A 22,614-nucleotide genomic window follows, 5' to 3' on the forward strand; every position below is an offset into this window, starting at 1 on the left:
GCGCGCCCGCGCCCATACTGGCGGGTGTGAGACGGGGTGCCGGTTTGGGGCGAGCTGGTCGGGCGGTGGCGGCCTACGTGCGGTCCGCGCCCGGCACCTATGTGTGGCTTGCCGTGCTGTTCGTCACCACTGTGGCCTTGCATCACATGTCGCCGGAGTTCGAGAAGGAGTTCCTGCGGCAGCGGTCCACCAACATCCACGAGTTGTCGCAGAACCCGGTCCGCGTGCTGATCACGAGCGGGATGTGGATCGACGGAGGGCGCTGGCTGCCGTACGTGGCGGCGTACAGCGTGTTCCACGCACAGGTGGAGCGGTGGGTGGGGACGGCTCGCTGGATCGTGGTCTGTGCGGCCGCGCATGTGCTGGCCACACTGATCAGCGAGCTGGCGTTGCTGCGGGCGGTGAACGACGGGCACGCGCCCGCCTCGGCCGTCAACACCCTCGACATCGGGGTCAGTTACGCCCTCGCGGGGGTCATGGGCGTACTGACGTACCGGATCGCCCCGCCCTGGCGGTACCCGTATCTCGCCGTGCTGCTCGCCGTCTACTCCCTGCCTCTCGTCGACGGCCGGACCTTCACCGACGTCGGGCACGCCCTGGCCGCGCTGATCGGGCTGGCCTGCTATCCGCTGGTGCGGGGCCGGGGGAGTACCTGGCACCCGTTCCGCACGCCGGCCGCGCCGTCGGGCTGACTACGCTGCCGGGCATGATCCGTACCGCGCGCCCCGACGACGTGCCCGTCGTCCACACGATGATCCGCGAGCTCGCCGAGTACGAGAAGGAGCCCGACGAGGCACGGGCCACCGAGGCGCAGCTGCGGGACGCGCTGTTCGGCGAGCGCCCGGCGGCCTACGCCCACCTGGCGGTGGACGACACCACCGGCGAGCCCGCCGGCTTCGCGCTGTGGTTCCTGAACTTCTCCACCTGGCGCGGTGTGCACGGCATCCACCTGGAGGACCTGTACGTCCGCCCCGCCGCACGCGGCGGCGGCCACGGCCGCGCCCTCCTCACCGAGCTGGCCCGGATCTGCGCCGAGCGGGGCTACGAGCGCCTGGAGTGGTCGGTGCTGAACTGGAACCGGCCCGCCATCGGCTTCTACGAGAGGCTCGGCGCCCGCCCGCAGGACGAGTGGACCGTGTACCGCCTCACCGACGGCGCCCTGACGGACCTGGCCCGTTCAGCCGACTGACTCCCGTACCTGCGCCTTCGCGGGCATCCCGTGCCGGGGCGGCTTCGCCGTGACCATCACACCCGCCACCAGGGCGGCCAGCAGCATCACCGCGGCCGCCCACCAGATGGCCACCGTGTAGCCGTGCACCACGCCCGCCGGGACCACACCGGCCCGCTCGGCCGGGCCGCGCAGGTGGGCGGTGACGTAGGCGGCGGCGCTGGTGGTCGCGATGGTGTTGAGCAGGGCCGTGCCGATGGAGCCGCCGACCTGCTGGGCGGTGTTGACGGTCGCCGAGGTGACCCCTGAGTCGCGCGGGGCGACCCCGGCCGTGGCGGTGGCGAACACCGGCATGAAGGTGAGGCCCATGCCGAGCCCGAGCAGCAGCAGCGCGGGCAGGATCTCCGAGGCGTACGACGAGTGCACCGTCATCCGCGTGAGCAGCAGCAGCCCCCCGCAGGCCAGCAGCATGCCCGGCACCATCAGCAGGCGCGGCGCCACCCGGTTCAGCAGCCGGGCGGATATCTGGGTCGAGCCGATGATGATCGCGGCGGTCAGCGGCAGGAAGCCGAGGCCCGCCCGGACGGGGGAGTAGCCGAGGATGACCTGGAGGTAGTAGGTCATGAACAGGAACAGCCCGAACATGCCGATCACCGCGAGCAGCATGGTGAGGAAGCACCCCGCGCGGTTCCGGTCCCGCACGATGTGAAGCGGTAGCAGCGGGTCCGGTGCCCGGTTCTGCCACCACACGAACACCACCAGCAGCACGATCCCCACCGCGAACAGCGCCAGCACCAGCGGATCGGTCCAGCCGCGCGGCTCGGCCTCGCTGAACCCGTAGACGACGGCCACCAGCCCGCCGCAGCCGAGCACCGCGCCCAGGACGTCGAGCCGGGCGGTGCCGCCGTGACCGGGCCGGTCGCGCAGCAGGGCGAAGGCGCCGAGCACGGCGACGATCGCGATGGGCACGTTGACGTACAGGCACCAGCGCCAGTTCAGGTACTCCGTGAGCAGGCCGCCGAGGATGAACCCGATCGCCGACCCGCTGCCCGCGAGCGCGCCGTAGATCCCGAACGCCTTGCCGCGTTCGCGCGGGTCGGTGAACGTCGTGGTCAGCAGGGACAGCGCGGACGGCGCGAGGACGGCCGCGAACACGCCCTGCAGCGCGCGGGCGCCGAAGAGCATCCCGGAGCTGCCCGCCGCGCCGCCCAGCGCGGAGGCCAGCGCGAAGCCGACCAGCCCGATGACGAAGGTGCGTTTGCGGCCCACCAGGTCCGCGATCCGCCCGCCCAGCAGCAGGAGTCCGCCGAAGGCGAGGGTGTAGGCCGTGATGACCCACTGCCGGTTGCCGTCGGACATGTGCAGGGCGTGCTGCGCCGAGGGCAGGGCGATGTTCACGATCGTCGCGTCCAGCACCACCATCAGCTGGGCCAGCGCGATCACGACGAGGCCCCACCAGCGGCGGGGATCGGCTGCCCCGGTTCCGGCGGGGACCGGACCACGCTCACCCGTTCGGCCGATGCTCATCTGGCCAGAAGACCATGGATCGGGGCGGTGCGCATCCCGCGTCGGAGGGCCGCCGCCCGGCGCCGTCAGGGGCCCTGGGCGGTTCGGGCACCACGGTCCGGGGCGGTGTCGGTGCGGGGGTGCAGCATGGGGCGATGGCGACGAGACGAGCGACGGGTACGGGCGGCGGCACGACGGTACGGGGCGCGCGGCGCCCGGAGCTGCGGCTGCCGCAGCCGGCTCCCTGGACGGACGGGGAGCTGGAGCGGGACGGGGACTACGACGGGCTGGAGTTCCGGGGGGCCGACCTGTCGGGGCAGCAGGGCGGCGGCGCCCGGTTCATGGACTGCCGTCTCACCGGCTGCGTGCTGGACGGGACCGGGCTCGGGCGGGCGCGGGTGCTGGACTCGGTGCTCGACGGGGTGCGCGGGGTGGGTACGCAGCTCGCCGAGGCGACCTTCCGGGACGTGGAGTTCCGCTCACCCCGGCTCGGGGGCGCCCAACTGCACGGGGCGGTGCTGGAGCGGGTGGTGGTGCGCGGCGGCAAGCTCGACTTCCTCAACCTGCGCGAGGCGCGGCTCAAGGACGTGGTCTTCGAGTCCTGTGTGCTGGTGGAGCCCGACTTCGGCGGCGCCCGGCTGGAGCGGGTGGAGTTCGTCGACTGCGCCCTGAAGTCCGCCGACCTCTCCCGCGCCACGCTCAAGGACGTCGATCTGCGGGGGGCCGCTCCGCTGGAGATCACGCGCGGGCTGGACCGGCTCTCCGGCGCGCTGATCGGGACGGGTCAGTTGCTGGACCTGGCCCCGCTGCTCGCGGCGGAACTCGGGATCAGGGTGGAGTGAGGGCTCAGGAGAGGCGGGGGTAGCGGGCCTGGAGGGTCCAGATCGCGGGGTTCTCGGCGAGGTCCTCGTGCATGTCGGTCAGGTCCGCGAGGACGTCGTGCAGGAAGTCGCGGGCCTCGCGGCGGAACTCGGCGTGCGAGAAGCTCAGCGGGGGTTCCTCGGCGGGCATCCAGTCCGACTCGATGTCCACCCAGCCGAAGCGGCGCTCGAACAGCATGCGGTCCGTGGACTCGGTGAAGTCCAGCTCCGCGCGCTGCGGGCGGGCGGCACGCGAGCCCATCGGGTCCTTGTCCAACTGCTCCGCGATGTCGCACAACGCCCACGCGAAGTCCAGCACCGGCACCCATCCCCAGGCTGTGGACAACTCCCGGTCCGACGTGGTGTCGGCCAGGTACACGTCCCCGCAGAACAGGTCGTGCCGCAGCGCCCGGACGTCCGCCCGGCGGTAGTCCGTCTGCGGGGGGTCCGGAAAGCGGTTGGAGAGCGCGTAGCCGATGTCGAGCACGTCAGATGGTCCCACGGGCCGGAGGCCGGTGTGCCCGCCTGGCCGGCGGCGGCCCAGGTCCGGCGGCCGCACGGGCTCGCCGGACGGCTGGGCGCACCCCGGCTCCGGGCAGGTCCCCGGAGCCGGCTGCGGCCGTTCTCAGACGTTGACGCCGAAGTCCTGGGCGATGCCGACCAGGCCGGAGGCGTAGCCCTGGCCGACCGCGCGGAACTTCCACTCCGCGCCGTTGCGGTACAGCTCGCCGAAGACCATGGCGGTCTCGGTGGCCGCGTCCTCGGAGAGGTCGTAGCGGGCGATCTCGGTGCCGCCGGCCTGGTTGACGATGCGGATGTAGGCGTTGCGGACCTGGCCGAAGTTCTGGCCGCGGTTCTCGGCGTCGTAGATGGAGACCGGGAAGACGATCTTCTCGACGTCGGCCGGGAGGGCGGCCAGGTTGACGTTGATCGCCTCGTCGTCGCCCGCGCCCTCGCCCGTACGGTTGTCACCGGTGTGGACGATGGAGCTGTCCGGCGTCTGCTTGTTGTTGAAGAAGACGAAGTGCTGGTCCGAGTAGACCTTGCCCTGGCCGTTGACCGCGATGGCGGAGGCGTCCAGGTCGAAGTCCGTGCCGGTGGTGGTGCGGACGTCCCAGCCGAGGCCCACGGTGACGGCGGTCAGGCCCGGAGCCTCCTTGGTGAGCGAGACGTTGCCACCCTTGGACAGGCTTACAGCCATGATTGGGAGTCCCTTCCCTTACGAGTATCTTGCCGACGAAGCTACGTCACCGGTTAGAACGGCGGGAGGGGTGCCTCGGGTTCCGCCCCGCTTTACCTTTTTTACCGAGCTGCTCCGGCACTCCCGGCAGGCGTGCCGGAAATCGGGGTGACTCGGGGCGGCCGGAGCCGGGAACATGGGACACATGTCCGGGCCCTATCTCATCCGTGGCTCCGTCTCGCTTCCCGAGGCCGAGCTGACCTGGCGTTTCTCGCGCTCTTCCGGGCCCGGGGGCCAGCACGTCAACACCAGCGACTCCCAGGTGGAACTGCGCTTCGACCTCGCCCGTACCGAGGCGCTGCCCCCGGTGTGGAAGGAACGCGCGCTCGAACGCCTGGCCGCACGCCTGGTGGACGGAATGATCGTCGTACGGTCATCCGAGCACCGCTCCCAGTGGCGCAACCGCGAGACCGCCGCCGTGCGCCTCGCCGCCCTCCTCGCCGAGGCCACCGCGCCCCCGCCCAAACCCCGCCGCCCGACCCGCATCCCACGGGGCATCAACGAACGCCGGCTGCGCGAGAAGAAGCAACGGGCCGACACCAAGCGCGGCCGCTCGGGCCGGGACTGGGGTTAGGACAGGTCGAGTACCCCGACCGTCTCGCCCCCGCTCGTCTCGTCCGTCGTACGGAAGCCGAGCCGCCGGTAGAACCCGCCCGGCCCGTGTGCGCCGGGATGCCAGGTGACGTACAGCTCGCCGCACCCCCGCCGCCGCAGTTCCGCCGCCACCGACTCCACGGCGAACCGCCCGTAGCCCTTGCCCTGCCGGCCCGCGTCGATGTTCAGCCGCCACAGCCCGGAGCGCCGCACGCTCCCGCCGTCCGCGCGCCAGTCGATGTCCACGAAGGCCATCAGGAACCCGACCGCCGTGTCCCCGTCGAGGATCAGCCTCGGCCAGGCCACCTTGGCGGGGTGCACGTACGCCTCGGCGAGCGAGTGCGCGACCGGTCGGACGGCGTGCTCCTGATCGGGTCGCACGCGGATGGCCAGGGCGGCTTCGAGGTTCGCGGATGTGACCTCGCCGAGACTGAGTGACATGCGGGCACCTTAGGGCGGCGCCCTTGCCGGGCGCTCCCCGTTTACGGGCTTCAGCCCAGGTGCCGGTACCGGCCCCGGTAGTACAGCAGTGGCCCGCCCTCCGCGCTCGGGAGTCGGGCCGTCAGGACGCGGCCGATGACCAGGGTGTGGTCGCCGGCCTCGACGCGCTGCTCGGTGCGGCACTCCAGGGTGGCGAGGGCGTCGGGGACGAGGGGGGCGCCGGTGGCCTCGCCCCGGTCGCAGGCGAGGTCGGCGAAGAGGAGACGGTCGCTGACCCGGCCCTTCATGGCGAAGCGGCCGGCGATCTGCCGCTGGTGCCCGGCGAGGACGGAGACCGCCCAGAGCGGCTGCTCGTCCAGCAGGTCGTCCATGCGGGACCCGGTGCGCAGACTGACCAGGACCAGCGGCGGGTCCAGCGAGACCGACATGAAGGCCGTGGCCGTCATGCCCGCGTCCTCACCGCCCGGCGCGTACGGGTCGTCGGGGTCCAGCGGCGGTTCCTGCGCGGTCACCAGGACCACGCCCGCGGCCAGCCGGGACATCGCGGCCCGGAACTCGTCGTCGCTCACCCCCTCAGCATGCACAGAAGTGGCCGCGGCGGTGGGGGAGAGGGAGTTCAGCACACCGGAAACGCTAGTCGGCCGCCCGCGCCCGCCGCATCGGGCCTCCGGTGTAGGCCGGACCTAGGACCAGAGGACCGGACCGTGACGCGAGGGCGGCCCCCGAGTGGCCGGCGGCATATGCGCAACTTCGCTGCCTTTGCGATCGGGGAACGCAACGGGAAAGTGCGGAAACTGCACTCAATTGTTCAAGTTCTTCTGTGACTTGAGTCACAAGGAGTGCGGAATTGTTGACCCTGTGTACCGAGTGAGCAGCGCGCTGTGATTCAGTGGCGGAAAGCCTGTGGACAGCAGGGGGAGGGCGAGCATGGAGACCGATCGGGAGCCGTACGTCCCTCTGACGTCACTGCGTCAGCTTCACCAGGTCATGGCCGAGATGAACACCGCGCGCAGCCAGGCCGACACCCTCCAGATCGTCGCGGACGGCGCGGTCGGCGCCCTCGGCTACGAGATGGCCTGCGTGAACCTCGTCCGCCCCGACGGCGACCTGGTCGTCGCCGCCGTCTCCGGCAACTCCGCCGCCGAGGCCCTCATCACCGGCCGCACCGGCTCCCGCGAATCCTGGGACCGCCGCCTGGGCATGGGCGAGCTCTGGGGCGACCTGGTGTTCATACCCCACACCGAGGGCTGGGTCCTGGACGACGACGACGTCCCCCAGTGGTACGCCGACGGCCCCACCCCCCTCGCTCCCGGCGAGTGGCACCCCGGCGACCGCCTCTTCGCCCCGATGTACGCACCCGGAGCCCAGGGCGGCGCCCGCGGCGGACTGCTCGGCGTCATTTCCGTCGACCGCCCCCTCTCCGGCCGCCGCCCGGGCGCCTGGGGCCGCGAGGCCCTGCAGATGTACGCCTTCCAGGCCGCCATCGCCATCAGCAACGCGTACCTCCGCGCGAACATGCAGCGCGCCCTGGTCCGCCTGGAGCGCGACCAGCAGGCCCTGCGCGCCAGTGAGGAATCCTTCCGTCAGGCGTTCGAATACGCCCCCTCCGGCATGGCCATCGCCGAGATGGGCGGCGACCAGCACGGCCGCGTCCTGCGCGCCAACGACGCCCTGTGCCGGCTGCTCGGCCGGCCCGCCTCCGCGATGCGCCGCTACTCCTTCTCCGACCTCGTCCACCCCGAGGACATCGGCACCCTGATGCGCACCTCCGCCGAGGGCGGCCGGGCCGAGCTGCGGCTCGCCCGGCGCGACGGCAGCTACGTCTGGGTGTCCCTGCGCAACTCCGTGGTCGCTGACGCCGCCGACGGCCCGCGCTTCCTGCTCACCCACGTCGAGGACATAGAGGAGCGCAAGCGCCGCGAGCTCCAGCTCGCCCACCGCGCCTCCCACGACTCCCTGACCGGGCTGCCGAACTCCGCCGAACTGCGCTCCCGGCTCGCCGCCCGGCTGTGCCGCCGCCCGGCCCACCTCGGCGCCCTGGACTCCCTGGACGCCGCCTACGGCCACCCGGCCGGCTCCGGTGACGCGCACGGCTTCGACTTCGCGACGGGCGCCGAGGCGTACGACGCCTTCGACCACCATGTGCACACCGTCGCCCCCGAGCAGGGCGCCGACGACGGCACGAAGGGGCTCGCGGTCCTCTTCTGCGACCTGGACGGCTTCAAGTCGATCAACGACCGCTTCGGGCACAACGCGGGCGACGCGGTCCTCATCGAGGTGGCCCGCCGGCTCAGCGCGGGCCTGCGGGACGGCGACACCGTGGCCCGGCTCGGCGGCGACGAGTTCGTGATCCTCGCCGACGGCCTCGGCCAGGCCGACGCCGCCGACCTCGCGGTGCGGCTGCGCAACGAGATCGTCCAGCCGATCCGGGCCGAGGGCCGGGCGGTCCGGGTGGGCGCCAGTTTCGGCATCGGCTGGGCGCACTGCGGCATGACGGCCGACGAAGTGCTGAAGTCCGCCGACGAGCGGATGTACGTTGAGAAACGATCTCGTCCCAAACAGCATCGGCGTGCCGGGTGAAACCCAGGTCGTAGCGCCGACGGTGCAGGGCTCCGCGCTTCGGGCGTCCGTTCGGGGGTCCCCCGTCCGAGCGAATCGAGGTGTGCGGGAGGGTAGGCTCGCCATTCCAACCCCGTACCCCGCCCGCCCGCACTTGTTGAGGAGTACCCAGGGATGACGCCCGGCGACAACGGCGCGAGCAAGCCCGAGGAAGACGACCCGTTCGGCTACCTGTACGCCGACGGCCAGGCCCGAGGGGCCCAGCCGCCGTCCGGTGGTTACGGCTATCCCAACGCGGTCAACAGGGTGCGCCCCGTCGGTGAGCGCCGGTACGGCCAGCCGCAGCAGCCCGCCCCGCAGCAGAGCGGCTACGGACAGACGACCGCGGCCCACTACCAGGCACCGGAGACGATGCCCGGCGGTGCTCCCGCCTCCCGGCAGTCGTCGCACGGCGGTGGCGGCGGGCGGCGCGGGCCGAACACCAAGGGTCTGCTGATCGGCGCCATCGCGGTGGTCGCGGCGGTCGTCATCGGCATCAGCATCGCGATGCTGGGCGGCGACTCCGACGACGACAAGGGCGGCGACCAGGCGGGCTCCTCCCCGACCCAGGCGCAGGAGGAACCGCCGAGCCCGAAGGCCACCAGCACCGGCGAGGCCGGCGAGCTGCCGAAGGCCGACGCGGTCGACGACGCCGTCCAGCTCGCGGGCGGCGCGTCCCCGGCCTCCGACGTCAAGGGCGCGAAGTCGGCGGGCGGCTCCTACGTGGGCGGCCTGAACCAGGTCGGCGCGTCGGTGACCTGGACGGTGGACGTGCCGAAGCCGGGCAAGTACACGCTGAACGTCAACTACGGCGTGCCGGGCAAGGACGCCAACACCACGCTGACGGTCAACGGCACCTCGCAGAATCGCCCGCTGAACATGTCGAACTTCGCCCACGCCCCCGAGGGCGACTGGGAGCGCGGCTGGACCCACACCTGGGCCAACCTCCAGCTCCAGAAGGGCTCGAACACGATCAGCATCTCCTGCGGCAGCGGCAACCAGTGCGACGTCAACCTGGACCAGTTCTGGCTGGAGAAGGGCTGGCGGTAGCCGGCGCGCGTCCTCAGGCGGCCGACTCCTCGGCCGTCACCGTGGCGCGTTCCAGTTGCCGCTCGTACTCGGCAGGGTCGAACTCCCCGGCCGCGGGCGCCAGTACGGCCGCCGCCGACAGTGCGGTGGCGCGGCTGAGGCGTGCGGGCCAGGGGAGGCCGTCGACCAGCCCGGACAGCAGTCCCGCGACCGCGGCGTCGCCCGCGCCGGTCGGGTTGCCGCGCAGGCGGGCGGGCGGGGCGGCGCGCCAGTCGCCCTCGGGGGTCGCGGCCAGCAGGCCGTCCGCGCCCAGGGAGGCGACCACCGCCCGGGCGCCCCGGCGGCGGGCGTCGCGGGTGGCACGGGCCGGCTCGTGGGAGCCGGTGAGTTCGGCCAGCTCCGCCGCGTTGGGCTTGAGGATGTCGGGCCGGGCCGCGATCCCCCGCCGCAGCGGTTCCCCGCCCGTGTCCAGCAGTACCGGCACCCCGGCCGACCGGGCCACACGTATCAGCCCCGCGTACGCGCCCACCGGCACGCCCGGCGGCAGGCTGCCGCAGAGGGCGACCGCCCGGGCGTCGGCGAGGAGGGCGTCGTAGGCGCGCAGGAAGGCGGCCCACTCGGCGGCGCCTATGTGCGGGCCGGGCTCGTTCAGCTGGGTCGTGTCGCCGGTGAGCCGGTCCACCACGGCGACCGTGCGGCGGGTCGCTCCGGCGACCGGCACCAGCGCGTCGGTGATCCCCGGTGCGTCCGCCAGCCGCTCGCGCAGTACCTGGCCGGCCGACCCGCCCGCGAAGCCGGTGACCGTCACCCCGTGCCCGAGCGCGGCGAGCACGCGCGCCACGTTGACGCCCTTGCCGCCGGGCCGTTCCGCGACATCCGACACCCGGTGCTCGGCGTGCGGCCGCAGCGACGCCACGCGGTACGTGATGTCGAGAGCGGTGTTCAGCGTGACCGTGAGGATCACCCGGTCCGACCTCCCTCGATTCTCCGTACGCCTCGGTTTCCGGGGCCCTGATCATGCCAAAGAGACGGCGTCCGGCCCAGTTGAGGGACGGACGCCGTCCGGAGAAGCCGGGTACGGATCAGGGCAGTTGGGGCGCGACCACCCATTCGCCCCGGCGCATGACGGCCTTGAGCGCGAAGTCGGCGTCCAGCAGCACGAGGTCGGCGTCCTTGCCGGGCTCCAGCGAGCCGATCCGGTCCGCCAGGCCGAGCAGCCGGGCCGGGTTGGCCGACAGCGCCCTGACCACGTCCGTGACCGGCAGGCCGTCCACGGTGACCGCCCGCCGGAAGGCGCGGTCCAGGGTCAGCGTCGAGCCCGCGATGGAGCCGCCCTCCACCAGCCGCGCCACGCCGTCGCGGACCTCGACCTCCAGCGGGCCGAGCAGATAGCGGCCGTCGGCGGAGCCCGCCGCGTCCATCGCGTCGGTGATGAGGGCGACCCGCTCGGCACCGGCGTGGTGGAAGGCCAACTGCAGGGCGGCGGGGTGCAGATGGGTGCCGTCGTTGATCAGCTCGACGGTGATCCGGTCGTCCTCCAGCAGGGCGGTGATCGGGCCGGGGTCGCGGTGGCCGATGGGAGGCATCGCGTTGAAGAGGTGGGTGGCGACGGTGGCGCCCGCGTCGATGGCGGCGACCGTCTGCTCGTAGGTCGCGTCGGTGTGCCCGACGGCCGCGATCACGCCCTGCTCGGCGAGGAGGCGTACGGAGTCCAGGCCGCCCGGCAGTTCGGTGGCGAGGGTGACCATCCTCGCGTGGCCGCGCGCGGCGTCGACCAGCTTGCGGACCTCGGCCGGGTCGGGGTCGCGCAGCAGCGCCTCGGAGTGCGCGCCCTTGCGGCACGGGGAGATGAAAGGTCCCTCGAAGTGGACGCCCGCGATGTCGCCCTGCTCGGCGAGTTCGGCGAGCAGGGCGGCCTGGCGGGCCAGCGCGTCCAGGTCGTCGGTGACGGTGGAGGCGACCAGCGTGGTGGTGCCGTGCCGGCGGTGCGTACGGACGGCGGTGAGCGCGTCCTCGGCGCTGCCGGAGAAGGCCGCTCCGCCGCCGCCGTGGTTGTGCAGGTCCACGAAGCCGGGGACCACCCAGTGGCCGGTCACGTCGAGCACGTCGGCGCCCTCGGGCGCGCGCTCGGCGATCCGGCGGCCGTCGACGGCGATCCGCCCGCCCGGCACCTCGCCGGTGGGCAGCACCACGGTGCCGCCGGTGAGCACCAGCGGGCGTGCGCTGTTGTCGGCCATCAGGTGCGTACCTCCGTGGTCTGGGGGATGTGCTGGAGCAGGTCCTGGGCGAGCAGCGCCGCGCCCAGGCAGCCGGCGCCGTCGCCGAGCGCGGCGGGGACGAGGACGGGTGTGCGCTGGAAGGTGAGCCGGCTTCCGACGGCCGTGCCGAGCGGCCCGAACAGCACCTCACCGGCCTCGGCGAGCCCGCCGCCGACGATCAGGGTGCCGGGGTCGAGCAGGGTGAGCGCGGTGACGAGGCCGTCCGCGAGCGCGTCGACCGCCTCGGTCCAGACGCGGGCCGCGTCCGGGTCCCCGGCGGCGACGGCCCGTGCGCAGTCGGCGGCGTCCGCGTCCGCGCGGCCGCTCGCCGTGGCCCAGGCGGTGCCGACGGCGGCGGCGGATGCGTACCGCTCCAGGCAGCCGGTCTGGCCGCACGGGCAGGGGCGGCCGCCGGGGCGCACGACGATGTGGCCGATCTCCCCGGCGAAGCCGTTCGCGCCCGCCTCGACCCCGCCGGCCAGGCCGATCGCCCCGGCGATGCCGGTGCCCAGCGCGACGAACAGGAAGCGGTCCGCGCCCCGGCCGGCCCCGGCGCGGCCCTCGGCGAGGCCGCCGGTGCGCACGTCGTGGCCGAGGGCGACGGGCATGCCGAGCCGCTCGGTGAGCAGCGCGCGCAGCGGTACGTCGCGCCAGCCGAGGTTGGCCGAGTACAGGGCGGTGCCGTCCGCCTCGTCGACGGTGCCGGGCACGGCGACGCCGGCCGCGAGCGCGGGGGCGCCGAGGTGCTCGGTGCCGTGCGCGCGCAGGTCGGCGGCGAAGGCGAGGAGGTTCTCGACGACCGCGTCCGGTCCGCCCTCGCGGCCCGTCTCGCGGCGGGCACGGTGCAGCACCGCGCCGTCCTCGCCGACGAGCGCGGCCTTCATCGAGGTACCGCCCACGTCCAGGGCGATGACATGTCTCACCGGCCCAGTGTGACCCGACGACCCACGAGAGGTCTAGTCCACTCGCGTGGTGTAGACCTTATGCGTTCGAGACCGAATGGTCTGACCAAGGGGACAGGGGCTTCGAGGGTGCGTCGGCGTACGGCAGGAACGATCGCGGCGGTGTCCGCACTGGGCATGACGGCGATGCTCGGCGGCTGCGGGAGCACGGGCTCCGCGGACACGACCCTCAAGCTGGTCGCCGCCGACTACGGCGACTCCGCCGCCAACAGCTCCAAGAAGTACTGGGCCGCGCTGGCCGACGCCTACGAGGCGAAGCACCCCGATGTGAAGGTGCAGGTCAGCGTCTACTCCTGGAACGACGTCGACGCCAGGGTCAAGGCGATGGTCGACTCCGGGAACGCCCCCGACATGGCCCAGATCGGCGCGTACGCCGACTACGCGGCCGCCGGGAAGCTGTACCCGATGTCCGACACCCTCTCCATCGGCACCCAGGCCGACTTCGTGTCGCAGCTCGCCGGCGCGGGGGACTGGAACCACACGCCCTACGCGATGCCGTTCGCGGCCTCCACGCGCGTGCTCTTCTACAACAAGACGCTGTTCCAGCAGGCCGGCATCACCCCGCCCGCCACCTGGGACGAGCTGGCCTCCGACGCCGAGGCGCTCAAGGCCAAGGGGGTGAAGTACCCCTTCGCACTGCCCCTCGGCCCCGAGGAGGCGCAGGCCGAGACCATGCAGTGGCTGCTGAGCGGCGGCAGCGGCTACACCGACGACATCGGCACCTACACGATCGACTCCGCGGTGAACGGCGAGACGCTCACCTGGCTCAGGGACGACCTGGTGGGCAAGGGGCTCACCGGGCCCGTCGCCCCGGGCCGGCTCAACCGGGCCGCCGCGTTCGCCGCGTTCGCGAACGGACAGGTCGGCATGCTCAACGGCCACCCCACACTGATCCGGCAGGCCGAGGCGAAGGGCGTGAAGTTCGGCATGGTCCCGATGCCGGGCCGCACCGGGCGGGCGCGGGCCGCGATGGGCGTCACCGACTGGATGCTGGCCTTCAGGCAGAACGGCCACGCCCGCCAGATCGGCGCCTTCCTCGACTTCGTGTACGAGCAGAAGAACGTGCTCGACTTCTCCCGCAAGTACGGTCTGCTGCCCGTCACCACCTCGGCCTCCGAGGCGATGAGCCAGTCGGACGCGAGGACCGACGTCCCGCTGCACGCCTTCCTGGACCAGTTGCCGACCGCCGAGCAGTACCCGGTGAACAAGACCTCCTGGGCGGCGGTCAGCGCGTCCGTGAAGAAGGAGATCGGGCAGGCCGTCTCCCCCGGCGGCAGCCCCGCGGGCGTGCTCACCCGGCTCCAGGCCGCCGCCACGGTCGCCGACAGCACGGCCCAGTCCCAGGGCTGAGACCGCTGTCGGTGGCCGGGGTTACGGTTGCCGGCATGGAACTCGGCAGCCGTGAGAAGGCGATCCTCGCGCTGGAGCGCCGGGGCTCTCCCGGCCCCGGCGCGAAGGAGCGCGCCATCCGCGAGCAGCTCGGGCTCGCGCCGGTCCGCTACTACCAGCTCCTCAACGCCCTGCTGGACGACGAGCGCGCCCTCGCCCACGACCCGGTGACGGTCAACCGGCTGCGCCGGGTGCGCGAGGCGAGAAGGTCGCAACGCCAGGGGCCTGACCGGAGTGCCTCCTCGGAGGCGTGAGGGTGGCCCGGCGCGGATAGTGTCGCCCTATGGGCATCCCTGACATCCCCGAGGACAGCGCGCTGCCGGTGCCGGTGACCCAGGCGGGCCGCGACGGTCTGCGAGCGCTGCTCCGGCGGCCCAGCACCGCCGTGATCGGCCTGGACTTCGACGGCACGCTGGCCCCCATCGTCGCCGACCCCGACCAGGCCCGCGCCCACCCCGGCACGGTGCCCGCGCTGGCGGCGCTCGCGCCGAAGGTCGCCTCCGTCGCCGTGGTCACCGGCCGCCCGGCCGGGGTCGCGGTCCGCAACGGCGGCTTCGCCGGGGTGCCCGGCCTGGAGCACCTCGTCGTCCTCGGCCACTACGGCGCCGAGCGCTGGGAGGCCGCGACCGGAAACGTCACCGCGCCCGCCCCGCACCCCGGCGTCGCCGCGGTCCGCGCGGAACTCCCCGGTGTCCTCGACCGGGCAGGCGCCTGGCCCGGTACCTGGATCGAGGAGAAGGGCCGCGCGGTCGCCGTCCACACCCGGCGCGCCGAGGATCCCGAAGCCGCCTTCGAGACCCTGCGCGCCCCCCTCACCGACCTCGCCACCCGCCACGGCCTCATCGTCGAACCGGGCCGCCTGGTCCTCGAACTCCGCCCGCCCGGCATGGACAAGGGAGTGGCCCTCCTGGACCACTTCCGCGCCACCGCCGCCGAGTCCGTCCTCTACGCGGGCGACGACCTCGGCGACCTCCCCGCCTTCGCGGCCCTGGAGAAACTCCGCTCCGAGGGCGTCCCCTCCCTCCTGGTGTGCAGCGGCAGCAGCGAGGTGACGGAACTGGCGGACCGCGCCGACCTGGTGGTGGACGGCCCCGAGGGTGTGGTGGAGTTGCTCGGAAACCTGGCGGCGCACCTCGGCTGAGGCCGACGGGCGCCACGCACATACGAATCGGAGGGCGTATGAAGAGCGCCTGGTTCCTGTACTTCGGCAGGCACCTGGACGAGTTCGGCTACCACGACGGTCTGTTGCGCGCCGTGATCGGTACGACGGTCGTGCTGCTGGCCGCCGCGCTGGTCGGCATCCTGGCCGACCGCCGCAGCCGCCCCGCCGCCTGGGCCGGGGCCGGACTCGTCACCGCCGTGGGCGTCGGCTGGCTGGCCTGGAACTGAACAGGCCGGCCTTCGCGCGTCACCCCCGCAGCGCGTTCAACTGGTCCAGGAACCACTTGGTGGGGGGCAGGGCCGTGGCCGCGTCGGACAGGTGCTTGGAGCGTTCGGCGCGGGCCGGGTCCGGGAGGGTCAGGGCCTCGTGGAGGGCCTCGGCCGTGCCGACCACGTCGTACGGGTTGACCGTGATGGCGTGCTCGGCCAGCTCCTCGTACGCGCCCGCCTCGCGGGACAGGACCAGGGCCACGCCCTCGTCGGAGACGACCGGGACCTCCTTGGCGACCAGGTTCATGCCGTCGCGGATGGGGTTGACCAGGGCCACGTCGGCGAGGCGGTAAGCGGCCAGGGAGCGGGCGAAGTCGTCGTCGAGGTGGAGCAGGACCGGGGTCCAGCCGGCCGTGCCGTACTCGGAGTTGATCTCCTCCGCGACCCGGCGTACCTCCTCCATGTAGGAGCGGTACAGGGCGAGGTCCTGGCGGGAGGGGTAGGCGAAGGCGACGTGGACCACGCGCTCGCGCCACTCGGGGTGGTTCTCGAGGAGGCGACGGTACGCCAGCAGGCCGCGCACGATGTTCTTGGACAGCTCGGTGCGGTCCACCCGGACGATCGACCGGCGCCCCTCCCCGATCTGCTCCCGCAGCACCGCCATCCGCTCGTCCACGTCGGCCCGGTGCGCCCGCTCCCGCAGGAACTCCGCGTCCGCGCCCAGGCCGTGCACCCCGATCTCCGTACCCGACGGGATGCCCGGGCCCAGTACCGCGTGGCAGCAGTCGGTGAACGCGTCCGCCCAGCGCCGGGTCAGGAAGGCCGCCCGGTCCGCGCCCAGGATGCCGATGAGCAGCTCGGCCGCGATGTCGTCCGGGAGCAGGCGGAAGTAGTCCGGCGGCGCCCAGGGCGTGTGCGAGAAGTGGCCGATGCGCAGGTCGGGCCGGAGCTTGCGCAGCATCCGGGGGGCCAGGGCCAGGTGGTAGTCCTGGATCAGCACCGCCGCCCCCGGCGCCGCCTCCTCGGCCAGCGCCTGCGCGAACGCCTGGTTGTAGGCGCGGTACGCGTCCCACTGCCGGCGGAACTCCGCGTCGAACACCGGCTCCAGCGGCGTCTGGTACATCATGTGGTGCACGAACCACAGCGCCGAGTTGGCGATCCCGTTGTACGCGTCGGCGTAGACGCCGGCGTCGATGTCCAGCATCCGCACCCGCTGCCCGCCGGTGTCCTCCGCGGGCAGCAGCCCGCCGTCCGCGCGCCGCACCGCCTCCCGGTCGCCGTCCCCGAGCGCGGCGCACACCCACACCGCGTCCGTGTCCGGACCGATCGCCGACAGCCCCGAGACGAGACCGCCGCCGCCCCGGCGGGAACCCAACGACCCGTCCGGACCCACCGTGTACGAAACCGGGCCGCGATTGGACGCGACCAGCACCTCAGCACCCTGCGTAGCCATGGCCTCAACCTAGCCCGGCCCGCAAACGCTCAAACGTACGCGCGACCGGCGAGCCCGGCTGTATACGGCCCGCTCACGCCGCCCGCCGCTCCGCGTACTCCGCGATCTCCGTCATCGGCGGCCGCTCCTCGGTGTCCACCGAATGGGTACGCGGCTCGAAACCGCTCACCCCCCGCTCGAACTGGGTCAGCGCGGGCCGCACCAGGTGCCCGCGCGCGAGCCGGAGCTGCGCGGTGCGGTAGATCGCGGCGGCCATCCGGCCGAGCGCCTGCCCGTCCTGGTGCCGGTGCCTGCGTTCGCCCACGTCCACCTGGGCCAGCGCGTCCAGCCCGACCAGGTGCAGCGAGTCCACCAGCATGCCCAGCTCGACCCCGTACCCCACCGGGAACGGCAGTCGCTCCAGCAGCGAGCGCCGGGCCGCGTACTCCCCGCCGAGTGGCTGCACGAACCCGGCGAGCTGCGGCCAGTGCATGTTCAGCAGCGGCCGCGCCATCAGCTCCGTCACCCGGCCGCCCTGCCCGGCGGCGCCGCCCAGCGGACGGTCGTACATCGCCTTGACCAGGTCGATCCCCGGATCGGTGAGCAGCGGGCCGACGATGCCGAGGACGAAGTCGGAGGAGAACTCGCGCAGGTCGGCGTCGACGAAGGCGATGACGTCCCCCTCGGTCGCCAGCAGGCTGCGCCACAGCACCTCGCCCTTGCCGGGCACGGCGGGCAGCCGGGGCAGGATCTCGTCCCGGTGCACCACCCGCGCGCCCGCGGCGGCGGCCACCTCGGCGGTTCGGTCGGTGGACCCGGAGTCCACCACGACTATCTCGTCCACCAGCGGAGCCTGGAAGACCAGGTCGTGGCGGATCACGGAGACGATCTCGCCGACCGTCGCCTCCTCGTTCAGCGCGGGCAGCACCACGGAGATCCGCTGCCCGGACCGCTGCTTGGCGGCCAGCACGCGGTGCAGCGGGCGGTCGGCCACCGACCAGGAGCGGGTGGCCAGCCAGCGCTCGGTTTCCTCCAGCATGGTCTGCGGCTCCTCACTGCCTGATCCATCTCGCGGTTCGGACGACACCTTCAACTCTCCTGGCCTTCGGTTACAGTCTTGAACAACGCCGATGACCATCGCATGTCGAGGTCGGACGGCGTCCACAACCGAATACCGCTCATCCAGAGGGGCAGAGGGAAACGGCCCGATGAAGCCCCGGCAACCCTCCAGCCGGTCTCCCGTGCGCGACACGTCGCGGCACGCGCGAGGCTCCCGGCTAGGGAAGGTGCCAAATCCGTCTCACGGCGAGATGCGTCGTGAGGAAGATGAGGAGAAAGGGCCTCGCCTCCATGGCTGTGCAGACTGTCGCCACCCCCACCGTCGATCTCGGCCCCGCCGCCGCCCTGAGCTGTCGGGAGTGCGGACACCGCGTCCCGCTCGGTCCCGTCTTCGCCTGCGAGGAGTGCTTCGGGCCGCTGGAGATCGCCTACGACTTCTCCGCCTACGACACCGAGAAGCTCCGGGCGCGCATCGAGTCCGGCCCGGCGAACATCTGGCGCTACGCCCCGCTGCTGCCCGTCCCCGCCGACGTGGCCGACAAGCCGAACCTCAACCCGGGCTGGACACCGCTGGTCAAGGCCGACCGCCTGGCGCGCGAACTCGGCGTCACCGGCGGGCTGTTCGTCAAGGACGACTCCGGCAACCCGACGCACTCCTTCAAGGACCGCGTGGTCGCCCAGGCGCTGGAGGCGGCCCGTGCCTTCGGCTTCACCACCCTCTCCTGCTCCTCCACCGGCAACCTGGCCGGCGCGGTCGGCGCCGCCGCCGCACGCGCGGGCCTGCGCTCCTGCGTGTTCATCCCGCACGACCTGGAGCAGGGCAAGGTCGTCATGGCCGCCGTCTACGGCGGTGAGCTGGTGGGCATCGAGGGCAACTACGACGACGTGAACCGCTTCTGCTCCGAGCTGATCGGCGACCCGGCGGGTGAGGGCTGGGGCTTCGTCAACGTCAACCTGCGGCCGTACTACGCCGAGGGCTCCAAGACGCTGGCGTACGAGATCTGCGAGCAGCTCGGCTGGAGGCTGCCCGACCAGCTCGTGGTGCCGATCGCCTCCGGCTCCCAGCTCACCAAGATCGACAAGGGGCTCAGGGAACTGATCGCGCTCGGCCTGGTCGAGGACAGGCCGTACAAGATCTTCGGTGCCCAGGCGGAGGGCTGCTCGCCGGTGTCCGCCGCGTACAAGGCGGGCCACGACGTGGTGCGGCCGCAGAAGCCGGACACCATCGCCAAGTCCCTCGCCATCGGCAACCCGGCCGACGGACCGTACGTGCTGGACATCGCGCGCCGCACCGGCGGGACGGTGGAGGACGTGACGGACCCGCAGATCGTGGACGCCATCAGGCTGCTGGCCCGCACCGAGGGCATCTTCGCCGAGACGGCGGGCGGGGTGACCGTCGGCGTCACCCGCAAGCTGATCGAGACAGGCGCGCTGGACCCCTCGCTCACCACCGTCGTCCTCAACACCGGCGACGGCCTCAAGACCCTGGACGCGGTCGCCGGCACCGGTCTGACCGCGACCATCCGCCCGAACCTGGACTCCTTCCGAGAGGCTGGCCTCGCATGAGCGTGACCGTTCGCATCCCGACCATCCTGCGCACCTACACCGGCGGGCAGGCCGAGGTCGCCGCCGAGGGCGGCACGCTCGCGGAGGTCATCGAGGACCTGGAGAAGCACCACCAGGGCATCGCCGCCCGCGTCCTGGACGACCAGGGCAGGCTGCGCCGGTTCGTGAATGTCTACGTCAATGACGACGACGTGCGTTTCGAGGGCGGACTTCAGACCGCCACGCCCGACGGTGCGGGTGTCTCCATCATTCCGGCGGTCGCCGGCGGCTGAAATTCACCCTCGGTAATGGCCCTCTCCGCGAGGTAAACGGAGGGGGCCATTCTGTGTGATTGAGCGCGGTAGAGTTGGGGAACGCGCTCCCGTCCCCGAGGGCCGGGCGTCGTTGGCTCATGCCGCCTGCCCGACAAGAAGTAGCCAAAATGCGCGGGTAATGTGCGGCATTTGCTGCATTTGTGGGGCCCGACTTGCCCCGAATTCAGCCGAAGTTGCGGCAGATTCCGGACTGTGCCCGTCCAGAATTCTCGTCCGATTGACCTGTTGCAGACGGCAGTTGGACAGATACATTCAGCCGCGGTCGACGCGTTCCGGCGCACGCCCCCGGAAGATCGGGGACGAGGTCTGACCCAGGTTCACGAGGTGTGGATCTGCGCAAGGGCCAGCAATAGGGGAGTTAGCCATGGCTCAGGGCACCGTCAAGTGGTTCAACGCGGAGAAGGGGTACGGCTTCATCGCGGTCGACGGTGGTGCGGACGTCTTCGTCCACTACAGCGCGATTCAGATGGACGGCTACCGCAGCCTGGAAGAGGGTCAGCGGGTCGAGTTCGAGATCTCGCAGGGTCAGAAGGGCCCGCAGGCCGACATGGTTCGCGTCACCGCCTGAACGTCTTTGGACAAGCGCAGGGCCCGCACCCGTACAGGGTGCGGGCCCTTCGTCCTGTTACGCCCCGTCCTGATCCCTCGAAGGCGCTTGCACTCGCCCTGGGCGAGTGCTAATCATTGCGTTAGCACTCTGAAGGTGAGAGTGACAACGAAGGACCGGGTCGGCGAGGCCCGCAGGCCGGGTGGGGCAAGGAACCACAAGGCCGGCGAGCCGTCCGTCGCGGGCGCGGGCGCGGTCCGAAGGAATCACCCCCAGTCCTGGAGGGACCACTTCACATGGCCAAGATCATCGCGTTCGACGAGGAGGCGCGGCGCGGCCTCGAGCGCGGCATGAACCAGCTCGCGGACGCCGTCAAGGTGACGCTCGGCCCCAAGGGCCGCAACGTCGTCCTCGAGAAGAAGTGGGGCGCCCCCACGATCACCAACGATGGTGTCTCCATCGCCAAGGAGATCGAGCTCGAGGACCCGTACGAGAAGATCGGCGCCGAGCTGGTCAAGGAAGTCGCCAAGAAGACGGACGACGTCGCCGGCGACGGTACGACCACCGCGACCGTGCTGGCCCAGGCCCTGGTCAAGGAGGGCCTGCGCAACGTGGCCGCCGGCGCCAACCCGATGGCCCTCAAGCGCGGCATCGAGAAGGCCGTCGAGGCCGTCTCCACCGCCCTGCTCGAGCAGGCCAAGGACGTGGAGACCAAGGAGCAGATCGCCTCCACCGCCTCCATCTCCGCCGCCGACACGCAGATCGGCGAGCTCATCGCCGAGGCGATGGACAAGGTCGGCAAGGAAGGCGTCATCACCGTCGAGGAGAGCAACACCTTCGGTCTCGAGCTGGAGCTCACCGAGGGCATGCGCTTCGACAAGGGCTACATCTCCGCCTACTTCGCGACCGACATGGAGCGCATGGAGTCGGTGCTCGAGGACCCCTACATCCTCATCGCCAACTCCAAGATCTCCTCGGTCAAGGACCTGCTCCCGCTGCTGGAGAAGGTCATGCAGTCGGGCAAGCCGCTGCTGATCATCGCCGAGGACGTCGAGGGCGAGGCCCTTTCCACCCTCGTGGTCAACAAGATCCGCGGCACCTTCAAGTCCGTCGCGGTCAAGGCCCCGGGCTTCGGTGACCGCCGCAAGGCCATGCTCGGCGACATCGCCATCCTCACCGGTGGCGAGGTCATCTCCGAGGAGGTCGGTCTCAAGCTGGAGAGCGCCTCCCTGGACCTGCTGGGCCGCGCCCGCAAGGTCGTCGTCACCAAGGACGAGACCACCATCGTGGACGGCGCCGGCTCCTCGGAGCAGGTGCAGGGCCGCGTGAACCAGATCCGCGCCGAGATCGAGAACTCCGACTCGGACTACGACCGCGAGAAGCTCCAGGAGCGCCTGGCGAAGCTCGCGGGCGGCGTGGCGGTCATCAAGGCCGGTGCCGCCACCGAGGTGGAGCTCAAGGAGCGCAAGCACCGCATCGAGGACGCCGTGCGCAACGCCAAGGCGGCCGTCGAGGAGGGCATCGTCGCCGGTGGTGGCGTGGCTCTGCTGCAGGCCGGCCAGGTCTTCGACAAGCTGGAGCTGTCGGGCGACGAGGCGACCGGTGCCAACGCGGTCAAGCTCGCGCTGGAGGCCCCGCTGAAGCAGATCGCCGTCAACGGTGGTCTCGAGGGCGGCGTCGTCGTGGAGAAGGTCCGCAACCTCCCCGTCGGCAACGGCCTGAACGCCGCGACCGGCGAGTACGTCGACATGATCGCCGAGGGCATCATCGACCCGGCGAAGGTCACGCGCTCCGCGCTGCAGAACGCGGCCTCCATCGCCGCGCTGTTCCTCACCACCGAGGCCGTCATCGCCGACAAGCCGGAGAAGGCCGCCGCGGCCGCTCCGGGCGGCATGCCGGGCGGTGACATGGACTTCTGATCCTCCTGGATCAACTGTCCTTCGCCAGGGCGGCACTTCCCTCACGGGAGGTGCCGCCCTTCGGCGTCTTCGCGGCGGCGCCGTCGCCCCGATCGGCCTTCGCGTCGTCCCCGTCCACGCCGGCGACCCGCTGCCCGCCCTTCTCGCCCGGGCCGGCCCGTCCCGTCGCCGCCGGACTGCCGCGCTCCGTCAGACGAGTGATCAGCCAGGGGCCGGCGTGCGCGCGGCAGTGGCGTGCGCCGGTGTGCGTGGGCTCAGTGTCTCTGGCCGCACGCTCGGCCATCCGGGTGTAAACCCCCCTCGGCACATTGGCAGCCTGTCCCTCGTATGGGTCACTTGTGGCAGCAAACCGGTGGGCCGC

At 72.2% G+C, this 22,614-nt stretch carries 25 protein-coding genes and 1 riboswitch; of the genes, 14 read left to right on the forward strand and 11 right to left on the reverse strand.

Annotated elements, in window-relative coordinates; translation table 11 throughout:
* Window positions 1–65 precede the first annotated feature (65 nt).
* Window positions 66–692, forward strand: a complete 627-nt coding sequence (locus ACWCV3_RS00635) for a rhomboid-like protein (protein WP_451216197.1) — start codon at window positions 66–68, stop codon at window positions 690–692.
* Between the two features lie 14 nt (window positions 693–706).
* Window positions 707–1,189 carry an N-acetyltransferase family protein gene (locus ACWCV3_RS00640; protein WP_451216200.1) on the forward strand — a complete coding sequence of 161 codons (483 nt, stop codon included), beginning with the start codon at window positions 707–709 and terminating at the stop codon, window positions 1,187–1,189.
* Here ACWCV3_RS00640 and ACWCV3_RS00645 read toward each other — a convergent pair.
* A complete protein-coding gene (locus tag ACWCV3_RS00645) occupies window positions 1,178–2,695 on the reverse strand; it encodes an MFS transporter (RefSeq protein WP_451216203.1) in 1,518 nt (505 codons plus the stop codon). The two genes, ACWCV3_RS00640 and ACWCV3_RS00645, sit on opposite strands and share 12 nt — an antisense overlap.
* A gap of 134 nt (window positions 2,696–2,829) precedes the next feature.
* Here ACWCV3_RS00645 and ACWCV3_RS00650 point away from each other — a divergent pair, with 134 nt between their 5' ends.
* On the forward strand, window positions 2,830–3,516 hold the full coding sequence (locus ACWCV3_RS00650) for a pentapeptide repeat-containing protein (RefSeq protein WP_451216206.1): 687 nt from the start codon (window positions 2,830–2,832) through the stop codon (window positions 3,514–3,516).
* A 4-nt stretch (window positions 3,517–3,520) separates the two neighbouring features.
* Here the strand turns inward: ACWCV3_RS00650 and ACWCV3_RS00655 are convergent, their stop codons facing one another.
* Window positions 3,521–4,021 carry a hypothetical protein gene (locus ACWCV3_RS00655; protein WP_451216764.1) on the reverse strand — a complete coding sequence of 167 codons (501 nt, stop codon included), beginning with the start codon at window positions 4,019–4,021 and terminating at the stop codon, window positions 3,521–3,523.
* A 138-nt stretch (window positions 4,022–4,159) separates the two neighbouring features.
* Entirely contained in the window at window positions 4,160–4,735 is a 576-nt protein-coding gene (locus ACWCV3_RS00660) for a TerD family protein (protein WP_161204284.1), read from the reverse strand.
* A gap of 184 nt (window positions 4,736–4,919) precedes the next feature.
* Between ACWCV3_RS00660 and arfB the strand changes: the two genes are divergently transcribed.
* A complete protein-coding gene (arfB, locus tag ACWCV3_RS00665; protein WP_451216211.1) occupies window positions 4,920–5,348 on the forward strand; it encodes an alternative ribosome rescue aminoacyl-tRNA hydrolase ArfB in 429 nt (142 codons plus the stop codon).
* Here arfB and ACWCV3_RS00670 read toward each other — a convergent pair.
* Both ACWCV3_RS00670 and ACWCV3_RS00675 read right to left on the reverse strand, forming a co-directional pair.
* Window positions 5,345–5,809, reverse strand: coding sequence for a GNAT family N-acetyltransferase (locus ACWCV3_RS00670; RefSeq protein WP_451216214.1), 465 nt, complete (start codon window positions 5,807–5,809; stop codon window positions 5,345–5,347). The genes arfB and ACWCV3_RS00670 overlap by 4 nt on opposite strands.
* A gap of 50 nt (window positions 5,810–5,859) precedes the next feature.
* Window positions 5,860–6,432 (reverse strand): flavin reductase family protein, encoded by a 573-nt coding sequence (locus tag ACWCV3_RS00675; RefSeq protein WP_451216217.1) that lies wholly within the window; start codon window positions 6,430–6,432, stop codon window positions 5,860–5,862.
* Window positions 6,433–6,736: 304 nt separating this feature from the next.
* On the opposite strand from ACWCV3_RS00675, the gene cdgB reads away from it, so the two are divergent.
* Entirely contained in the window at window positions 6,737–8,389 is a 1,653-nt protein-coding gene (gene cdgB / locus ACWCV3_RS00680) for a diguanylate cyclase CdgB (RefSeq protein ID WP_451216220.1), read from the forward strand.
* Between the two features lie 153 nt (window positions 8,390–8,542).
* Entirely contained in the window at window positions 8,543–9,457 is a 915-nt protein-coding gene (locus ACWCV3_RS00685) for a CBM35 domain-containing protein (RefSeq protein ID WP_451216223.1), read from the forward strand.
* Between the two features lie 13 nt (window positions 9,458–9,470).
* On the opposite strand, the gene ACWCV3_RS00690 is transcribed toward ACWCV3_RS00685, so the two are convergent.
* From ACWCV3_RS00690 to ACWCV3_RS00700, 3 genes are all read right to left on the reverse strand, one after another.
* Window positions 9,471–10,400: a 1-phosphofructokinase family hexose kinase gene (locus ACWCV3_RS00690; protein ID WP_451216226.1), complete on the reverse strand. Its 930-nt coding sequence runs from the start codon at window positions 10,398–10,400 to the stop codon at window positions 9,471–9,473.
* Window positions 10,401–10,518: 118 nt separating this feature from the next.
* Window positions 10,519–11,673, reverse strand: coding sequence for an N-acetylglucosamine-6-phosphate deacetylase (gene nagA, locus ACWCV3_RS00695; RefSeq protein WP_451216229.1), 1,155 nt, complete (start codon window positions 11,671–11,673; stop codon window positions 10,519–10,521).
* Entirely contained in the window at window positions 11,673–12,617 is a 945-nt protein-coding gene (locus ACWCV3_RS00700; protein ID WP_451216232.1) for an ROK family protein, read from the reverse strand. The genes nagA and ACWCV3_RS00700 overlap by 1 nt, the downstream gene beginning before the upstream one ends.
* Before the next feature lie 108 nt (window positions 12,618–12,725).
* Here ACWCV3_RS00700 and ACWCV3_RS00705 point away from each other — a divergent pair, with 108 nt between their 5' ends.
* Genes ACWCV3_RS00705 through ACWCV3_RS00720 form a run of 4 tightly spaced genes read left to right on the forward strand, consistent with a single transcriptional unit; the run spans window position 12,726 to window position 15,434 of the window.
* Entirely contained in the window at window positions 12,726–14,006 is a 1,281-nt protein-coding gene (locus ACWCV3_RS00705) for an ABC transporter substrate-binding protein (protein ID WP_451216235.1), read from the forward strand.
* 35 nt (window positions 14,007–14,041) lie between these two features.
* Window positions 14,042–14,299 (forward strand): DUF3263 domain-containing protein, encoded by a 258-nt coding sequence (locus ACWCV3_RS00710; protein WP_451216238.1) that lies wholly within the window; start codon window positions 14,042–14,044, stop codon window positions 14,297–14,299.
* Between the two features lie 29 nt (window positions 14,300–14,328).
* Complete coding sequence (gene otsB / locus ACWCV3_RS00715) at window positions 14,329–15,186, forward strand: trehalose-phosphatase (protein WP_451216241.1); 858 nt, start codon at window positions 14,329–14,331, stop codon at window positions 15,184–15,186.
* Window positions 15,187–15,224: 38 nt separating this feature from the next.
* Window positions 15,225–15,434 carry a hypothetical protein gene (locus tag ACWCV3_RS00720; RefSeq protein ID WP_451216243.1) on the forward strand — a complete coding sequence of 70 codons (210 nt, stop codon included), beginning with the start codon at window positions 15,225–15,227 and terminating at the stop codon, window positions 15,432–15,434.
* 19 nt (window positions 15,435–15,453) lie between these two features.
* Here the strand turns inward: ACWCV3_RS00720 and ACWCV3_RS00725 are convergent, their stop codons facing one another.
* A complete protein-coding gene (locus ACWCV3_RS00725; RefSeq protein WP_451216245.1) occupies window positions 15,454–16,869 on the reverse strand; it encodes an alpha,alpha-trehalose-phosphate synthase (UDP-forming) in 1,416 nt (471 codons plus the stop codon).
* 73 nt (window positions 16,870–16,942) lie between these two features.
* Window positions 16,943–17,887 carry a glucosyl-3-phosphoglycerate synthase gene (locus tag ACWCV3_RS00730; RefSeq protein WP_451216248.1) on the reverse strand — a complete coding sequence of 315 codons (945 nt, stop codon included), beginning with the start codon at window positions 17,885–17,887 and terminating at the stop codon, window positions 16,943–16,945.
* Window positions 17,888–18,023: 136 nt separating this feature from the next.
* Window positions 18,024–18,181, forward strand: a riboswitch (SAM riboswitch).
* 17 nt (window positions 18,182–18,198) lie between these two features.
* Here ACWCV3_RS00730 and thrC point away from each other — a divergent pair.
* The 4 genes from thrC (at window position 18,199) to groL (ending at window position 22,253) form a co-directional block, all read left to right on the forward strand.
* Window positions 18,199–19,473 carry a threonine synthase gene (gene thrC / locus ACWCV3_RS00735; protein WP_451216251.1) on the forward strand — a complete coding sequence of 425 codons (1,275 nt, stop codon included), beginning with the start codon at window positions 18,199–18,201 and terminating at the stop codon, window positions 19,471–19,473.
* On the forward strand, window positions 19,470–19,745 hold the full coding sequence (locus tag ACWCV3_RS00740) for a MoaD/ThiS family protein (RefSeq protein ID WP_135791998.1): 276 nt from the start codon (window positions 19,470–19,472) through the stop codon (window positions 19,743–19,745). Before thrC ends, ACWCV3_RS00740 begins: the two co-directional genes overlap by 4 nt.
* A 406-nt stretch (window positions 19,746–20,151) precedes the next feature.
* Complete coding sequence (locus ACWCV3_RS00745; protein ID WP_009189266.1) at window positions 20,152–20,355, forward strand: cold-shock protein; 204 nt, start codon at window positions 20,152–20,154, stop codon at window positions 20,353–20,355.
* Window positions 20,356–20,630: 275 nt separating this feature from the next.
* Window positions 20,631–22,253, forward strand: a complete 1,623-nt coding sequence (gene groL / locus ACWCV3_RS00750) for a chaperonin GroEL (RefSeq protein WP_451216255.1) — start codon at window positions 20,631–20,633, stop codon at window positions 22,251–22,253.
* Window positions 22,254–22,263: 10 nt separating this feature from the next.
* Here groL and ACWCV3_RS00755 read toward each other — a convergent pair whose 3' ends face one another.
* A complete protein-coding gene (locus ACWCV3_RS00755) occupies window positions 22,264–22,536 on the reverse strand; it encodes a hypothetical protein (RefSeq protein WP_451216258.1) in 273 nt (90 codons plus the stop codon).
* Window positions 22,537–22,614: the final 78 nt, after the last annotated feature.

This window comes from Streptomyces sp. NPDC001781 (genome assembly GCF_053596035.1).

Excerpts from the sequence above, each read along its gene's own strand:
- ACWCV3_RS00640 (WP_451216200.1), top strand. The coding sequence starts at position 707 with ATGATCCGTACCGCGCGCCCCGACGACGTGCCCGTCGTCCACACGATG.
- ACWCV3_RS00645 (WP_451216203.1), bottom strand. The coding sequence starts at position 2,695 with ATGAGCATCGGCCGAACGGGTGAGCGTGGTCCGGTCCCCGCCGGAACC.
- ACWCV3_RS00650 (WP_451216206.1), top strand. The coding sequence starts at position 2,830 with ATGGCGACGAGACGAGCGACGGGTACGGGCGGCGGCACGACGGTACGG.
- ACWCV3_RS00660 (WP_161204284.1), bottom strand. The coding sequence starts at position 4,735 with ATGGCTGTAAGCCTGTCCAAGGGTGGCAACGTCTCGCTCACCAAGGAG.
- arfB (WP_451216211.1), top strand. The coding sequence starts at position 4,920 with ATGTCCGGGCCCTATCTCATCCGTGGCTCCGTCTCGCTTCCCGAGGCC.
- ACWCV3_RS00670 (WP_451216214.1), bottom strand. The coding sequence starts at position 5,809 with ATGTCACTCAGTCTCGGCGAGGTCACATCCGCGAACCTCGAAGCCGCC.
- cdgB (WP_451216220.1), top strand. The coding sequence starts at position 6,737 with ATGGAGACCGATCGGGAGCCGTACGTCCCTCTGACGTCACTGCGTCAG.
- ACWCV3_RS00685 (WP_451216223.1), top strand. The coding sequence starts at position 8,543 with ATGACGCCCGGCGACAACGGCGCGAGCAAGCCCGAGGAAGACGACCCG.
- nagA (WP_451216229.1), bottom strand. The coding sequence starts at position 11,673 with ATGGCCGACAACAGCGCACGCCCGCTGGTGCTCACCGGCGGCACCGTG.
- ACWCV3_RS00710 (WP_451216238.1), top strand. The coding sequence starts at position 14,042 with ATGGAACTCGGCAGCCGTGAGAAGGCGATCCTCGCGCTGGAGCGCCGG.
- otsB (WP_451216241.1), top strand. The coding sequence starts at position 14,329 with ATGGGCATCCCTGACATCCCCGAGGACAGCGCGCTGCCGGTGCCGGTG.
- ACWCV3_RS00720 (WP_451216243.1), top strand. The coding sequence starts at position 15,225 with ATGAAGAGCGCCTGGTTCCTGTACTTCGGCAGGCACCTGGACGAGTTC.
- ACWCV3_RS00725 (WP_451216245.1), bottom strand. The coding sequence starts at position 16,869 with ATGGCTACGCAGGGTGCTGAGGTGCTGGTCGCGTCCAATCGCGGCCCG.
- ACWCV3_RS00730 (WP_451216248.1), bottom strand. The coding sequence starts at position 17,887 with ATGCTGGAGGAAACCGAGCGCTGGCTGGCCACCCGCTCCTGGTCGGTG.
- thrC (WP_451216251.1), top strand. The coding sequence starts at position 18,199 with ATGGCTGTGCAGACTGTCGCCACCCCCACCGTCGATCTCGGCCCCGCC.
- ACWCV3_RS00740 (WP_135791998.1), top strand. The coding sequence starts at position 19,470 with ATGAGCGTGACCGTTCGCATCCCGACCATCCTGCGCACCTACACCGGC.
- ACWCV3_RS00745 (WP_009189266.1), top strand. The coding sequence starts at position 20,152 with ATGGCTCAGGGCACCGTCAAGTGGTTCAACGCGGAGAAGGGGTACGGC.
- groL (WP_451216255.1), top strand. The coding sequence starts at position 20,631 with ATGGCCAAGATCATCGCGTTCGACGAGGAGGCGCGGCGCGGCCTCGAG.
- ACWCV3_RS00755 (WP_451216258.1), bottom strand. The coding sequence starts at position 22,536 with ATGGCCGAGCGTGCGGCCAGAGACACTGAGCCCACGCACACCGGCGCA.